The sequence below is a fragment of the Mycobacterium sp. TKK-01-0059 genome (genome assembly GCF_000709305.1).
GTDB lineage: Bacteria > Actinomycetota > Actinomycetes > Mycobacteriales > Mycobacteriaceae > Mycobacterium > Mycobacterium intracellulare.
Genome location: NZ_KL446995.1, coordinates 595,538 through 611,519 on the forward strand (window position 1 = coordinate 595,538; position 15,982 = coordinate 611,519).

Sequence of the window (15,982 nt, forward strand, 5' to 3'; positions counted from 1 at the left end):
TTACAGGCCTTCGAGGAAGGGGTTGAGGCGCCGCTCGGCGCCGATGGTGGTGGCGTTGCCGTGCCCCGGCAGCACCACCGTCGCGTCGTCGAGCACCAGGAGTTTGTCGACGATCGAGGTCAGCAGGTCGCGCCCGCTGCCGCCGAACAGATCGGTGCGCCCGACCGACCGCTCGAACAGCGTGTCGCCGGTGAACACCAAGTCCTTGTCCCCGGTCACCCGGAACACCACCGATCCGCGCGTGTGCCCGGGGGTGTGGTCGACGTTGACCGTCACGCTGCCCAGGTCGAGCTTGTCGCCGTCGCGGTCGAGCTCGACGACCTGCTTGGGCTCCCGCCAGAAGGCGCCCGCCACCAGCTGCGCCAGCCGTGGGCCCAGGCCGTAGATCGGGTCTTTGAGCATGAACCTGTCCTCGGGATGGATGTAGGTCGGGCACCCGTAGGTGTCGGAAACCTTCTGCGCCGACCACATGTGGTCGATGTGCCCATGGGTCAGCAGCACCGCCGCCGGCGTCAGCCGGTTCTCGTCCAGGATGCGCCGCAGCGGGGCCATCGCCCGCTGACCCGGATCCACGATGACGGCGTCCGTTCCCGGCCGCTCAGCCAGCACGTAGCAGTTGCACTGCAACATGCCGGCGGGAAATCCGGTGATCAACACGGATCCCATTTTCCCATGGGGCCCACTTGACACGAGTCGCGGCGCCCACATTAGCCTGAGCTGGCCACCTCACGGGTTTATGGGGCTCCGATCCAATCATGGAGGCATAGCGGCCGTGCCGACCAACGAACAACGACGTGCCAACGCCAAGCGCAAGCTCGAACGCCAGCTGGAGCGGCGCGCGAAGCAAGCCAAGACGCGCCGGATCGTGTTGATCGCGGCCGGCTCGATCGTGGCCGTGGCCGTGGTCGTGGCGGTGGTCCTGACGATCGTCAACACCAAGCACGAACACAAGAGCAACACCGCGGCGACGACGACCAGCAGCAGCTCGCCGGAGAGCACGACGCCCGCCGGGCCCGCGCCGTCCGCCCCGCCGTTGCCGGCGTTCAAGCCGTCGGCCGAGGTCGGCGCCAATTGTCAATACCCGGCAACGCCGGAGCCCGCGGCCAAGCAGGTCAAGCCGCCGCGCACCGGCAAGGTGCCGACCGATCCGGCGCAGGTGAGCGTCAGCATGGTGACCAACCAGGGCCACATCGGCCTGATGCTGGCCAACAACGAATCGCCTTGCACCGTCAACAGTTTCGCGAGCCTGGTCGGGCAGAAATACTTCGACAACACCAAATGCCACCGGCTGACCACCTCACCGGGGCTGGGCGTCTTGCAGTGCGGCGACCCCAAGGGCGAAGGCACGGGCGGCCCGGGCTACCAATTCGCCAACGAATACCCCACCGACCAGTACCCGCCGAACGACCCCAAGGCGCAGGAGCCCGTCCTCTACCCGCGCGGCACCCTGGCCATGGCCAACGCCGGGCCCGGCACCAACGGCAGCCAATTCTTCATGGTCTACAAGGACTCCCAGCTGCCGCCGCAATACACCGTGTTCGGCACCATCCAGCCCGACGGGCTCGCCACCCTGGACAAGATCGCCAAGGCCGGCGTCGCCGGCGGCGGCGAGGACGGGGCACCCGCGACCGAGGTCACCATCACCTCGGTGCTGCTCGACTGAGTCCGAGCGGGGCTCAGGCCGCCGACGTCACCCGGTAGACGTCGTACACGCCCTCGACGTTGCGCACCACGTTCAGCAGGTGGCCGAGGTGCTTGGGGTCACCCATCTCAAAGGTGAACCGGCTGATGGCAACTCGATCACCGGACGTGGTCACAGACGCGGACAGGATGTTGACCTTCTCATCGGCCAGCACGCGCGTGACGTCCGACAGCAGCCGGTGCCGGTCGAGCGCCTCGACCTGAATGGCCACCAGGAACACCGACGACGGCGACGGCGCCCAGTGCACCTCGATGATGCGCTCGGACTGCTGCTGCAGCGAGGCGGCGTTGGTGCAGTCGGTGCGGTGCACGCTGACCCCGCCGCCGCGGGTGACGAACCCCATGATCTGGTCGCCGGGCACCGGCGTGCAGCACTTCGCCAGCTTGGTCAGCACGCCCGGGGCACCCGGGACCGAGACCCCGACGTCGTCGCTGCTGCGCGGGCGCCGCAGCATGGTCGTCGGGGTGGACCGTTCGGCGAGGTCTTCTTCGGCCTGGTCGATGCCGCCGAGTTCGGCCAGCAGCCGCTGCACGACGTGCCGGGCCGACACGTGCCCCTCACCGATCGCCGTGTAGAGGGCGGACACGTCGAGGTAGTGCAGCTCGCGGGCCACCGCCGACAGGGTCTCGCCATTGACCAAGCGCTGCAACGGAAGTCCCCCGCGACGCACCTCGCGTGCCATCGCGTCCTTACCGGCCTCCAGTGCCTCCTCGCGGCGCTCCTTGGCGAACCACTGCCGGATCTTGGCCTTGGCGCGCGGTGACACCACGAACTGCTGCCAGTCCCGCGACGGCCCGGCGTTGGCCGCCTTCGAGGTGAAAACCTCGACGACTTCCCCGTTTTCCAGCTTGCGTTCCAGCGCCACCAGCCGTCCGTTGACCCGGGCGCCGATGCAGCGGTGGCCGACCTCGGTGTGCACGGCGTAGGCGAAGTCCACCGGCGTGGAGCCGGTCGGCAGGGTGATGACGTCGCCCTTGGGGGTGAAGACGAAGATCTCTTGTACCGCAAGGTCATACCGCAACGATTCGAGGAATTCGCCGGGGTCGGCGGCCTCCCGTTGCCAGTCGAGCAGCTGGCGCATCCACGCCATGTCGTCGATCTCGGCGGCGGCGTGCGGATGCGGAACGCCGTTGCGCCCCTTGGCCTCCTTGTAGCGCCAGTGCGCGGCGATGCCGTATTCGGCGGTGCGGTGCATGTCGCGGGTCCGTATCTGCACCTCCAGCGGCTTGCCCTCGGGGCCGACGACCGTGGTGTGCAGTGACTGGTACACGCCGTAGCGGGGCTGGGCGATGTAGTCCTTGAACCGGCCGGCCATCGGCTGCCACAGCGAATGCACCACGCCCACAGCGGCATAGCAGTCCCGGATCTCGTCGCACAGGATGCGGATGCCGACCAGGTCGTGGATGTCGTCGAAGTCGCGGCCCTTGACGATCATCTTCTGGTAGATCGACCAGTAGTGCTTGGGCCGGCCCTCCACCGTCGCCTTGATCTTCGAGGCGCCCAGCGTGCTGACGATCTCGGCGCGGACCTTGGCCAGGTAGGTGTCGCGCGACGGCGCGCGCCCGGCGACCAGCCGGACGATCTCCTCGTACTTCTTGGGATGCAGGATCGCGAACGACAGGTCTTCCAACTCCCACTTGACGCTGGCCATACCCAGCCGATGCGCAAGGGGCGCAATGACTTCCAGCGTCTCGCGGGCCTTGCGGGCCTGCTTCTCCGGCGGCAGGAACCGCATGGTGCGCATGTTGTGCAGCCGGTCGGCCACCTTGATCACCAGCACGCGGGGATCGCGCGCCATCGCGGTGATCATCTTGCGGATCGTCTCGCCCTCGGCGGCGCTGCCCAGCACCACCCGATCCAGCTTGGTCACACCGTCGACGAGATGGCCGACCTCTTCGCCGAATTCTTCGCTCAAGGCGTCCAGGGTGTAGCCGGTGTCTTCGACGGTGTCGTGCAGCAGCGCGGCCACCAAAGTCGTGGTGTCCATGCCCAATTCGGCCAGGATGGTGGCGACGGCCAGCGGGTGGGTGATGTACGGGTCGCCCGAGTGGCGCAACTGGGTGGCGTGGCGCTGGTCGGCGACCTCGAAGGCGCGCTGCAGCATCGACACGTTCGCCTTCGGGTAGATCTCCCGGTGCACCGCCACCAGCGGTTCGAGCACCGGGTTGAGCGTGCTGCGCTGCGCGGTCATCCGCCGGGCCAGCCGCGCCCGGACCCGCCGCGACGCGCTGCTGGACGTCTTCAGGGACTCGGTCGGCGGCTCCGGCGCCTCCATGGGCTGCGTGATGGCCGGCGGCTCCGTGACTTTGGTGGGCGCGTCGAGCGCCTGGGACGCGCTGTTGTCATCCGCCACGTGTGGTCACCTCCGAATTCGAGGATATCTCCGATGTGAGGGGGCTACTCGCACATCAGGCTGTGCACCGGCAACGGCGCGACCGCGTCCCGGCCGCCCAACCCACCGAGTTCGAACAGCACCGCCGCCGCGGTCACGTTCGCCCCGGCGCGCTCGAGCAGCCGGGCCGACGCGGCCAGGGTGCCGCCGGTGGCCAGCACGTCGTCGACGATCACGACGTTGCGTCCGCGCAGGTCGATGCCCTCGCCGGGGATCTCCAGCGTGGCGGTGCCGTATTCCAGGTCGTACCGCTCGGCGTGCACCGGCGGCGGCAATTTCCCGGCCTTGCGGATGGCCAACACGCCCGTGCCCAGCCGGTCGGCGACGGCCGCGGCCACCAAGAACCCCCGGGCCTCGATGCCGGCCACCAGATCGGCGCCGGACGCGAGCTCGGCGACCGCTCCGGTGATCGCCGTCATCGCCGTCGCGTCGGCGAACACCGGGGTGAGGTCCTTGAACTGGATCCCGGGCTTGGGGAAGTCGGCCACCTTGCGCGTCAGCGACGCGATGAGCTCCGCCACGGGCGTCCGCCCGCCGACGTTCGTCACGGCAACCTCACTGCACCAGGGCCCATCGGTCCATGTTCCAGCCCACGCCCCACCGGGTCGGGTTGTTGCTCACCGCGTACATCTTCTTGGACATCAGCAACGTGCGCTGCTGCCGGTACAGCGGCAGGGTGGGCATGTCGCCCCACAGTATCGGCGCGGTTTCGGCCAGCAGCCTGACGCGCTCGGCGGCATCGGCGGACACCGCCAGCGCCCCGATCGCGCTGTCGACCTGGGGATTGCTGTATCCGGACAGGTTGTTGCCGTTGCCGGTGTGCAGGGCGTACGCATCCAGCGCCGAGGACCCCGTCGAACCGCTGCCGGTCGCGCCGCCGGTGCTGGCCAGCAACGCGTCGATCTTCCCGTCCCGCAGCGCCCGCGGCCCCGAGCTGTCCAGCGTGACGCCGGTGACCGTGATCCCGGCCGCGGCGCACGATTTGGTGATGACGCCCACGTTGACCGCGAGCCGCGCGTTGGGCCCCTGGTAGCCGATCCGCACCGCCAGCGGCGCACCGCCGAGCGCGTTGCGCGCGGCGACCGGATCCGCCTTGCCGAACGGGCCGGCCTCGGCGGCCCCGTCGGCCGCGGTGACGGCGTCGTCGCCGGCCGGGCTGAGGCGTGAATTGGCGATCGGCGTCCCCGCATCGTGGGCCAGCGCGTCGCGCGGCGTGCACAGCGCGACGGCCCGGCGCGCCTTGGGTGCCGCAAGCGGCCCCTGCGGGGCGAAGAACAGCTGCTCGATGCCGTCGGACGGGGCATCCGAGCGCTCGTAGTTGTCGGGCGTGGCCAGCGTTCCCGACGAGCCCGCGGCGACGTCGACCACGTCGACGGTGCGGTTGTTGACCCGGTCCTGGATGTCGGGCCCCTGCGGCCACACCGTGATGCGCTTGGTGATGGCCCGCGGCCCCCACCACCGGTCGTTGGCGACGAGCACCACCGCCCCGCCCTCCAGGACGGACCCGATCTTGTAGGGCCCCGACGACGGGAAACGCTTTTCGAGCACGTCTTTTTGCAGACCGGGTTTGAGCTCCCAGATGGTGTTCCACAGCTTCGCGATCTGCTGCACCAGTGGCGCGTTGTGGCTGAGCAGCGCGGCGGTCACGTCGACGTTGAGCTGGTCGGCGATGACGTGCGACGGCATCAGCGAGGTCGCGGTGAACAGCTGGTTGTAGTCGACGACGCCGCGGTCCGGGACGAACGACACCCGCGCCTTCTTCTGCCCGGGGATGCACTCGACGTTGGCGATGTCGATATAGCCGCCCTGAGTGGCCGCATCGAATTCCGGGAAGCGGCCGGACTGGGCCGCCCACGCGAGCACGATATCGTCGCAGGTCAACGGCTTGCCGTCGGAGTAGACGGCGTTGTCGGCGATCTGGTAGTCCAGCACCAGCGGCGTGCCGCCGACCACCGAAACGGTGCCGAAGTCGCGGTCGGCGACGATCTGCCCGCCCGGCCCGTGGTAGCTGAACCCGGTGAGCGTGCGGGCGAAGGCCTGCGCGCCGGCCGAGGCGGCGCCGGCGACGGTGTTGGTGTTGTAGGTGCTCAGCGGGCCGTCGACCACGTAGTCCACCTCGGAGGCGGCGCTACCGGCGCACGCGGTCACCACGAAACCCGCGACCAGCGCCACCGCCAGCCCGGCGCTGATCCACAGCGCGATGTTGTGCCGGCCGGTTAGCGCGCCATCGGCCCCAGTTCCCCGGTACCTGGTGGCCATCGCGTCTACCGCCGGCCGACGTTCCGCTTGCCGGTGGGACGACGGGTCCCGGTCGGCCGCACGGGACGGGCCCCCGGCGCAGGCTTGCTCGGCGCGGGCTTGGACGGCTCCGACGCCGTCGACGCCGATTCGCCGGCGTCCGCTTTGGTGTCCCCGGCGGCCTCGTCGTCGGCGTCCGGCGCGTTCTCGGCACCCGCGCGCGCACCGCCGGCGCGCCGCCGCAGGACGCGGCGGGTGTGGGTGCGCACCAACTCGGTGCGTTCGCGCATGCTGACCAGCAGCGGCGTGGCGAAGAAGATCGAGGAGTAGGTGCCGACGATGATGCCGATCAGCTGCACCAGCGCCAGGTCCTTCAGGGTGCCGACACCCAGCAGCCACACCGCCACCACCATCAGCGCCAGCACCGGCAGCACGCCGATCAGGCTGGTGTTGATGGACCGCATGAACGTCTGGTTGATCGCCAGGTTGGCCTCTTCGGCGAACGTGCGCTTGGGTTTGTGCTGGAAGCCGTGGGTGTTCTCCTCGACCTTGTCGAACACGATGACGGTGTCGTAGAGGGAGAAACCGAGGATCGTCAGCAGGCCGATGACGGTGGCCGGGGTGACCTCGAAGCCCACCAGCGAGTACACGCCGGCCGTCACGGCCAGGTCGAAGAACATCGCCGCGATCGCGGCCAGCGTCATGTACCGCTCGTAGCGGACCGTGATGTAAACGCCGACCAGCGCCAGGAACACCACCAACGCGAACAGCGCCTTCATGGTGATCTGGTCGCCCCAGGTCTCGGAGACCGCCGAGTCGCTGATGGCCTGCTTGCTCGGCTTGCCGTCGGGTCCCTTGGGCCCGAACGCGTCGAACAAGGCGTTGCGCAGCTTGGTCGTCTGGTCATTGGACAGCGTCTCGGAGCGAATCTGCACGGTCGCCGCCGCGCCGTTGCCGACGACGACCACCGATTCCGCATCGTTGCCGAGGGTCTTGCGGAACACGTCCTGGACCTGGGAGGTGCGCACCGTGCCGTGCGTCCCGTTGGCGGGCATCGACACCGTGGTACCGCCGTTGAAGTCGATGCCGAAGCTGAAGCCCCGCAACACGATGCTCAAGAGCGCGACCGCGACGATCGCGCCGCTGATGCCGAACCACAGCCGCCGCCGCCCGACCACCTCGAACGCGCCGGTGCCGGTGTAGAGGCGCGAGAGGAAGCTGTGGTGCGGCGCCCCGGCGGTGCCGGCGGCGCTGGCGGTCAATTCCGTTGTGCCTGCCGAGGTTTCGGTGATCTCGGTCGCGTCATTGGAGGCCATCACGTCATCCCCGTCCCGTCGTGACCTGCGACGAACCCCGGCGTTCGCGGGCGACCTGCTGGATTGCGCCCAGGCCGTTGTATGCGGGCTTCGCCAACGTCGGTGACTTGGAGGCCAGGTAGACCAGCGGCCACGTCACCAGGAACACCACCACCAGGTCCAGGATCGTGGTGAGGCCCAACGTGAATGCGAAGCCCTTCACCTGGCCGATCGCCAGCGCGTAGAGCACCGCGGCGGCCAGGAAGGTGACCGCGTTGCCCGACACGATCGTCTTGCGCGCCCGCGTCCACCCTCGCGGGACCGCCGACCGGAACGAACGCCCTTCGCGGATCTCGTCTTTGATGCGTTCGAAGAAGACGACGAACGAGTCGGCCGTGGTGCCGATACCGATGATCAGACCGGCGATGCCCGCCAGGTCGAGGGTGTAGTTGATCTGACGGCCCAGGATCACCAGGATCGCGAAAACCATTGCGCCGGAAGCGGCCAGCGACAGCGCCGTGAGCAGTCCCAGCACCCGGTAGTAGAGCAGCGAATACAGCAGCACCAGGACCAAGCCGATCGCGCCGGCGATCAGCCCCGCGCGCAGCGACGTCAAACCCAGTGTCGCCGAGACGGTTTGGGCCTCCGAAGATTCGAACGACAGCGGCAGCGAACCGTATTTCAGGACGTTGGCCAGCTGCTTGGCGGTCGCCGCGGTGAACGGCGGGTCGCCGCCGCTGATCTGGGTGCGGCCGCCGGGGATGGCTTCTTGGATCATCGGGGCGCTGACGACCTGCGAGTCCAGCGTGAACGCGGTCTGGGTGCCGATGTGGGCGGCGGTGAAGTCCGCCCAGGTGTTGGCCGCCGCGGACTTGAACTGAAGGTCGACGACGTAGCCGATGCCGCGCTGGTTCTGGCTGGAGGTGGCGTCCTGGATCTGGTCACCGCTGATGATCGACGGTCCCAGCAGATAGGCGACCTTGTGGTCGGTCGAGCAGGTGATCAGCGGCTGGGTGGGGTCGTCGTTGCCGGCCAGGATGTCTTCTTTGTCGCAGCGCGTCGCCTGGAACTGCAGGGCCAGGAACTGGATGCCCTGCCGGGTGCTCTGCCGCCACTTCTTCTCATCGGCGATGCGCTCGGCGAGGTCCTTGCGTGGATCCGGCGGCGCGGGTTGCTCGGCCGGCGGCGCCCCGGGGGCCGGGGCAGCCGGGGCGGGCCCGGGCGCCGGGGCCCCGGGAGCGGGAGGCGCGGGGGTGGGCGCCGGCGGCGGGTCCTGCGGGTAGGGGCGGGGCTGGGCGCCCGGCTTGGCTCCCGGCGCGGGCTGTCCGGCCGGGGGCGGGGCCGGTTGGCCCGGTGCGGGTTGGCCGCCGGGCGCGGGTTCTGCGGGCGCGGGCTGCCCCGGGGCGGGCTGGCCAGGCGCGGGCTGGTGCGCCGGGGGCTTGGGCTCGGCGCTTTGGGCGGGCATCGAGTTGAGCACCGGACGGATGTACAGCCGGGCCGTCTGGCCCAGGTTGCGGGCCTCGTTGCCGTCGTTGCCGGGGACCGTGATGATCAGGTTGTCGCCGTCGACGACGACCTCCGAGCCGGACACGCCGAGCCCGTTGACGCGGGCGCCGATGATCTGCTGCGCCTGCGCCAGCGCCTCGCGGCTGGGGCGCGAGCCGTCCGGGGTGCGCGCGGTCAGCGTGACGCGGGTGCCGCCCTGCAGGTCAATCCCGAGTTTGGGGGCAGCGCGCTTGTCGCCGGTGAGGAACACCAGCAGGTAGACGCCGATGAGCAACACCAAGAAGACCGACAGGTAGCGGGCAGGGTGCACCGGCGCCGAAGACGATGCCACGTTCCTTCTATCTCCTCGAGAATCGGTTACTTACCCCGGACAGAGCCTAGAAAAGCCTACGTGGCCCCGAGGAGCCCGTTGCGCAAGCCGCCCTCCCCCGAAGTATTAGGCGTCAGGAATCCTTGGCGACCGAGCCCTCGTCGGCGGGCTCGTCCCCGTCGACCAGATCCTCGTCGTCGTCGGGCAGGATGCGGTCGCGGATCGCCAGCTTCATCCAGGTGGTCACCACGCCGGGGGAGATCTCGAGGTCGACGGTGTCATCGGTGATCGCGACGACGGTGGCCTGCAGGCCCGACGTGGTGTGCACCCGGTCGCCCGGGCTCAACGACTCGTGCAGGTCGATGGTGGCCTGCATCGCGCGCTTCTGGCGCCGCGACGCGAAATACATGAACCCGCCCATGATGAGCAGGAACGGCAGGAACAGGATCAAACTCTCCATGGGCGCGCCTGTGTCTTTCTGTCTTCGGATTTCGGGGGTGGGTGCCGGTGCGACGCGGACGCCGCGCACCTCATCACGGTCCAGTGTGCCCGTTCAGTCTGGCAGGCCGCGGCCCGTCACCGGCCGCCGCGGTGCGACCGATGCCCGCCGGAGGCAAGCTCGATAGGCTTTCAACGTGGCGTGACACGCGCGCCGCGGGAGGGAGTACGTGGTGGCCGGCCTCGAGCAGACTCGCCAACTGGTCACCGAGATCCCCGGCCCGCTCTCGCTGGAACTGAGCAAGCGCCGGGCGGCGGCGGTGTCGCACGCGGTCAACGTCTCCGTCCCGGTCTTCGTGGCGCGCGCCGGCGGCGGCATCATCGAGGACGTCGACGGCAACAGGCTCATCGACCTCGGCTCCGGCATCGCGGTGACGACCATCGGCAACTCGGCGCCCCGGGTGGTCGACGCCGTGCGCGCGCAGGTCGCCGAGTTCACCCACACCTGCTTCATGGTGACGCCGTACGAGTCGTACGTCGCTGTCGCCGAGACGCTCAACCGGATCACCCCGGGCTCCGGCGAGAAGCGCTCGGTGCTGTTCAATTCCGGCGCCGAGGCCGTCGAGAACGCCGTCAAGGTCGCGCGCGCCTACACGCGCAAGTCCGCGGTGGTGGCGTTCAACCACGCCTACCACGGCCGGACCAACCTGACGATGGCGCTGACCGCGAAGTCCATGCCCTACAAGGCCGGCTTCGGCCCGTTCGCGCCGGAGGTCTACCGGGCGCCGCTGTCCTACCCCTATCGGGACGGCCTGATCGACAAGGAGCTGGCCACCGACGGGGAGAAGGCCGCCGCGCGGGCCATCCGGGTCATCGACAGCCAGATCGGCGCCGACAACCTGGCCGCCCTCCTGATCGAGCCGATCCAGGGCGAAGGCGGGTTCATCGTGCCGGCCGAGGGATTCCTGCCCACCCTGCTGGAGTGGTGCCGCAGGAACGACGTGGTGTTCATCGCCGACGAGGTGCAGACCGGTTTCGCGCGCTCGGGCGCCATGTTCGCCTGCGAACACGAGGGCATCGAGCCCGACCTGATCTGCACCGCCAAGGCGATCGCCGACGGGCTTCCCCTGTCGGCGGTCACCGGCCGGGCCAACATCATGGACGCGCCGCACGTCGGCGGCCTCGGGGGCACCTTCGGAGGCAACCCCCTGGCCTGCGCGGCGGCCTTGGCCACGATCGAGACGATCGAGAGCGACGGGCTGGTCGAGCGGGCCCAGCAGCTGGAGCGGCTGATCACCGAACCGCTGCTGCGGCTGCAGGCCGGCGACGACCGGATCGGCGACGTCCGCGGCCGCGGCGCGATGATCGCGATCGAGTTGGTGAAGTCGGGGACCGCCGAGCCCGACAAGGAGCTGACCCAGAAGCTGACCGTCGCCGCCCAGGCGGCCGGCGTCATCGTCCTGACCTGCGGCATGTTCGGCAACATCATCCGGCTGCTGCCGCCGCTGACCATCGGCGACGAGCTGCTGGCCGAGGGAATCGACATCTTGAGCGGGTTGTTGCGCGACCTGTAAGGCCCCGCCCCCGTGGGCAATCTCACAACCACGCCATAGGCCGTATCATGGTGGAATACCGTTACTTTAGCTAACGTTCTATGTGTCAGCGCCGACGCGCTTATTGACTCGCTATTTTTCATTCGCAAGGGATCTGTTTATGTCGACTGCCATTCATGACGGAAACCTCGACCGTCGCATCGAGGAACTCATCGCCAACGACCCCCAGTTCGCCGCCGCCCGACCGGACCCGGCGATCACCGCCGCCACCGAAGCGCCCGGGCTGCGGCTGCCGCAGATCATCCGGACCGTGCTCGACGGCTACGCCGACCGGCCTGCCCTGGCGCAGCGCGTCGTGGAGTTCGTCACCGACGCCAAGACCGGGCGGACGACGGCCGAGCTGCTCCCCCGTTTCGAGACCATCACGTATGGCGAACTCGGCGAACGGGTTTCGGCCCTCGGCCGTGCCTGGGCCGGCGACGCGGTGCGCCCCGGCGACCGCGTCTGCGTGCTCGGCTTCAACAGCGTTGACTACGCCACCATCGACATCGCGCTGGGCACCATCGGGGCCGTGTCGGTGCCGCTGCAGACCAGCGCGGCGATCTCGTCGCTGCAGCCGATCGTCGCCGAGACCGAGCCCAGCCTGATCGCCTCGAGCGTCAACCAGCTGCCCGACGCGGTGGAGCTGATCCTGGCCGGCGACCACGTGCCCGGCAAGCTCGTCGTGTTCGACTACCAGCCCCAGGTCGACGACCAGCGCGAGGCCGTGGAGGCCGCCGCCGCGCGGTTGGCCGACTCCGGCGTCGCGGTCGAGGCGCTCGCCGACGTGCTGCGGCGCGGCAAGGACCTGCCGGCCCCCGAGCTGCCGGCGAGCGACGAGGACTCGCTGGCCCTGCTGATCTACACCTCCGGCAGCACCGGCGCGCCCAAGGGCGCGATGTACCCGCAGAGCAACGTCGGCAAGATGTGGCGGCGCGGCAGCAAGAACTGGTTCGGGGGAAGCGCCGCGTCGATCACCCTCAACTTCATGCCGATGAGCCACGTCATGGGGCGCGGAATCCTCTACGGCACGTTGGGCAACGGCGGCACCGCGTACTTCGCCGCCCGCAGCGACCTGTCCACCCTGCTCGAGGACCTCGAGTTGGTGCGGCCCACCGAGATGAACTTCGTCCCCCGCATCTGGGAGACGCTGTACGGCGAATTCCAGCGCCAGGTCGAGCGGCGGCTGGCCGACGGCGATGCGGGCCCAGAGGCCCGCGAGACTGTGGCGGCCGAGGTGCTGGCCGAGCAGCGCCAGTACCTGCTGGGCGGGCGGTTCATCTTCGCGATGACGGGCTCGGCACCCACCTCGCCGGAGCTCAAGGCGTGGGCCGAGTCGCTGCTGCAGATGCACCTGATGGACGGCTACGGCTCCACCGAGGCCGGAATGGTGTTGTTCGACGGGGAGATTCAGCGTCCGCCGGTCATCGACTACAAGCTGGTCGACGTTCCGGACCTGGGCTACTTCAGCACCGACCGCCCGCATCCGCGCGGCGAGCTGTTGCTGCGGACCGAGAACATGTTCCCCGGCTACTACAAGCGGGCCGAGACCACCGCGAACGTGTTCGACGAGGACGGCTACTACCGCACCGGTGACGTGTTCGCCGAGATCGCTCCGGACCGGCTGGTGTACGTCGACCGCCGCAACAACGTGCTCAAGCTTGCCCAGGGCGAGTTCGTCACCCTGGCCAAGCTGGAGGCGGCGTTCGGCAACAGCCCGCTGATCCGCCAGATCTACGTCTACGGCAACAGCTCCCAGCCCTACCTGCTGGCCGTGGTGGTGCCGACCGAGGAGGCCTTGGCGGACAACGATCTTGAGTCGCTCAAGCCGAAGATCGCCGACTCGCTGCAGAAGGTCGCCAAGGAGACCGGCCTGCAGTCCTACGAGGTGCCGCGCGACTTCATCATCGAGACCACGCCGTTCACCCTGGAAAACGGTCTGCTGACCGGGATCCGCAAGCTGGCGTGGCCGAAGCTCAAGGCACACTACGGGGATCGGCTCGAGCAGATGTATGCCGAGCTGGCCGCGGGACAGGCCAACGAGTTGGCCGAACTGCGCCGCAGCGGCGCACAGGGGCCGGTGCTGCAGACCGTGAGCCGGGCCGCGGCCGCCCTGCTGGGTGCCTCGACCGGCGATCTGTCCGGGGATGCCCACTTCACCGATCTGGGTGGAGACTCGTTGTCCGCGTTGACGTTCGGCAACCTGCTGCGCGAGATCTTCGACGTCGACGTGCCGGTGGGCGTGATCGTCAGCCCGGCCAACGACCTGGCGGCCATCGCCGCCTACATCGAGGCCGAGCGCCAGGGCTCCAAGCGCCCGACGTTCGCCGCCGTGCACGGACGCGGCGCCACGACGGTGCACGCCAGTGACCTCACGCTGGACAAGTTCCTCGACGAGGCGACCCTGGCCGCCGCGCCCAGCCTGCCCAAGCCGGCCACCGAGGTCCGCACCGTGCTGTTGACCGGCGCGACCGGCTTTCTGGGCCGCTACCTGGCGCTGGACTGGCTCGAGCGGATGGACATGGTCGACGGCAAGGTCATCGCCCTGGTGCGGGCGAAGTCCGACGAGGAGGCGCGCGCCCGGCTGGACAAGACCTTCGACAGCGGCGACCCAAAGTTGTTGGCCCACTACCAGCGGCTGGCCGCCGATCACCTGGAGGTCATCGCGGGCGACAAGGGTGAGGCCAACCTCGGCCTGGACCCCCAGGCCTGGCAGCGACTGGCCGAGGAGGTCGACGTCATCGTCGACCCTGCCGCGCTGGTCAACCACGTGCTGCCCTACAGCGAGCTGTTCGGCCCCAACGCCCTGGGCACCGCGGAGCTGATCCGGATCGCGCTGACGTCCAGGCAAAAGCCGTACACCTACGTGTCGACGATCGGCGTGGGCGATCAGATCAAGCCGGGCGAGTTCGTCGAGAACGCCGACATCCGCCAGATCAGCGCCACCCGCGAGATCAACGACGGCTACGCCAACGGCTACGGCAACAGCAAGTGGGCCGGCGAGGTGCTGCTGCGCGAGGCCCACGACCTGTGCGGCCTGCCCGTCACGGTGTTCCGCTGCGACATGATCCTGGCCGACACCACCTATGCCGGGCAGCTCAACCTGCCCGACATGTTCACCCGGCTGATGCTGAGCCTGGTCGCCACCGGTATCGCGCCCGGGTCGTTCTACGAACTGGACGCCGACGGCAACCGCCAGCGGGCACACTACGACGGTTTGCCGGTCGAGTTCATCGCCGCGGCGATCTCGACGCTGGGGACCCAAATCACCGACAGCGACACCGGCTTCCAGACCTACCACGTGATGAACCCCTACGACGACGGCATCGGGCTGGACGAGTACATCGATTGGCTGATCGAGGCCGGGTATTCGATCGAGCGGATCGCCGATTACTCCGAGTGGCTGCGGCGGTTCGAGACCTCGCTGCGGGCCCTGCCCGATCGGCAGCGTCAGTACTCGCTGCTGCCGCTGCTGCACAACTACCAGAAGCCGGAAAAGCCGATCAACGGCTCGATGGCGCCCACCGACGTGTTCCGCGCGGCGGTGCAGGAAGCGAAAATCGGCCCCGACAAAGACATCCCGCATGTGTCGGCGCCGGTGATCGTCAAGTACATCACCGACCTGGAGTTGCTCGGACTCCTCTGAGGTGAGCCAAACAGCAAGTCGCCCAGCCCTTTTGGGGCTGGGCGACCTGTTTTGGTGTGCCGACTACTGTTGCGGGTGCGGCCAACGCAGATATGCGGCGTTGCCCCCTGATCCCGCGCCCGCGCGGTGGCGGCGCCATCCCCGCTTTGGTTCGGGGTCAGACGACGCGCGCGGCTTGGTCAGCGCACCCGAGGAGACCTCGGCCGGCTGCTCGTAAACCGAGTCCCGATACGGCTCAACGGCCGGTGTGCCCGTGGTGGCCGGCGCCAGCGGCTGCACGTCGCGCGCCAGGCGCACGGCGGTGCGCGCCAACACGACACCTCCGATGAAGATGATCAGCGCGCCCAGGCCCGAGAAGTAGGTGACCTCGAGCACCGCGCGCTTGCGGTCGGTCGCGGCGATCGGGTCACCGGCGGAGCCGATGCCCAGCAGCGGGGCGACGTCGCCGCCCACCACAAACCAGGCGCCGGCCAGCACGGCCAGCCAGCCGCCCAACATCGCGGCGACGCGGTTGCCGGCAACGATCAGCAGCAGGCCGCCCAGTGCGGTGGCCGCGCCCGGCGCGACTTCCAGCCAGCCCCGGGCCGTGCTCCACGCCCAGTTTCGGTCCGGCGTGTAGGCGAAGTTGAAGTGTGGACCGACAAACGGTATTAACGCCCCCCAGGCTCCCAGAATGACCAGGAGCAATCCGCTGACCGCGCCTCGCGAGCGCGGCATGCTCAGCGCGCTGGTTCGGCCGTCTTCTGCGTATTTCATGACATCCCCTCGTTGAATACCGGGCCTGTTTCCGGCTCGAGATGGGTACCCGGCGACTTCCACTAGTAACCCACGCGGCAAACGAAAGCCAACCGACCGCCGTGGTT

The 15,982-nt window shown here is 69.0% G+C and carries 11 protein-coding genes; 3 read left to right on the forward strand and 8 right to left on the reverse strand.

Features of this window, described 5'->3' with window-relative positions:
• A complete protein-coding gene (locus tag K883_RS24615) occupies positions 1–657 on the reverse strand; it encodes an MBL fold metallo-hydrolase (protein ID WP_009954373.1) in 657 nt (218 codons plus the stop codon).
• A gap of 115 nt (positions 658–772) precedes the next feature.
• Between K883_RS24615 and K883_RS24620 the strand changes: the two genes are divergently transcribed.
• Positions 773–1,663: a peptidylprolyl isomerase gene (locus K883_RS24620; RefSeq protein WP_009954372.1), complete on the forward strand. Its 891-nt coding sequence runs from the start codon at positions 773–775 to the stop codon at positions 1,661–1,663.
• A gap of 13 nt (positions 1,664–1,676) precedes the next feature.
• Here K883_RS24620 and K883_RS24625 read toward each other — a convergent pair whose 3' ends face one another.
• From K883_RS24625 to yajC, 6 genes are all read right to left on the reverse strand, one after another.
• Positions 1,677–3,989 (reverse strand): RelA/SpoT family protein, encoded by a 2,313-nt coding sequence (locus tag K883_RS24625; protein ID WP_369751752.1) that lies wholly within the window; start codon positions 3,987–3,989, stop codon positions 1,677–1,679.
• Positions 3,990–4,099: 110 nt separating this feature from the next.
• Entirely contained in the window at positions 4,100–4,642 is a 543-nt protein-coding gene (locus K883_RS24630; protein ID WP_008258305.1) for an adenine phosphoribosyltransferase, read from the reverse strand.
• A gap of 7 nt (positions 4,643–4,649) precedes the next feature.
• Positions 4,650–6,353, reverse strand: coding sequence for an ABC transporter substrate-binding protein (locus K883_RS24635; protein WP_014712013.1), 1,704 nt, complete (start codon positions 6,351–6,353; stop codon positions 4,650–4,652).
• A 5-nt stretch (positions 6,354–6,358) separates the two neighbouring features.
• Positions 6,359–7,648 (reverse strand): protein translocase subunit SecF, encoded by a 1,290-nt coding sequence (gene secF / locus K883_RS24640; protein ID WP_036456203.1) that lies wholly within the window; start codon positions 7,646–7,648, stop codon positions 6,359–6,361.
• 4 nt (positions 7,649–7,652) lie between these two features.
• Positions 7,653–9,464, reverse strand: a complete 1,812-nt coding sequence (gene secD, locus K883_RS24645; RefSeq protein WP_020823020.1) for a protein translocase subunit SecD — start codon at positions 9,462–9,464, stop codon at positions 7,653–7,655.
• A 112-nt stretch (positions 9,465–9,576) separates the two neighbouring features.
• Positions 9,577–9,903, reverse strand: a complete 327-nt coding sequence (gene yajC / locus K883_RS24650) for a preprotein translocase subunit YajC (protein WP_008258310.1) — start codon at positions 9,901–9,903, stop codon at positions 9,577–9,579.
• 211 nt (positions 9,904–10,114) lie between these two features.
• On the opposite strand from yajC, the gene gabT reads away from it, so the two are divergent.
• Entirely contained in the window at positions 10,115–11,455 is a 1,341-nt protein-coding gene (gene gabT / locus K883_RS24655) for a 4-aminobutyrate--2-oxoglutarate transaminase (RefSeq protein WP_009953660.1), read from the forward strand.
• A 139-nt stretch (positions 11,456–11,594) separates the two neighbouring features.
• On the forward strand, positions 11,595–15,119 hold the full coding sequence (gene car / locus K883_RS24660) for a carboxylic acid reductase (RefSeq protein WP_020823021.1): 3,525 nt from the start codon (positions 11,595–11,597) through the stop codon (positions 15,117–15,119).
• Between the two features lie 63 nt (positions 15,120–15,182).
• On the opposite strand, the gene K883_RS24665 is transcribed toward car, so the two are convergent.
• Positions 15,183–15,875 carry a hypothetical protein gene (locus K883_RS24665; protein ID WP_008258315.1) on the reverse strand — a complete coding sequence of 231 codons (693 nt, stop codon included), beginning with the start codon at positions 15,873–15,875 and terminating at the stop codon, positions 15,183–15,185.
• Positions 15,876–15,982: the final 107 nt, after the last annotated feature.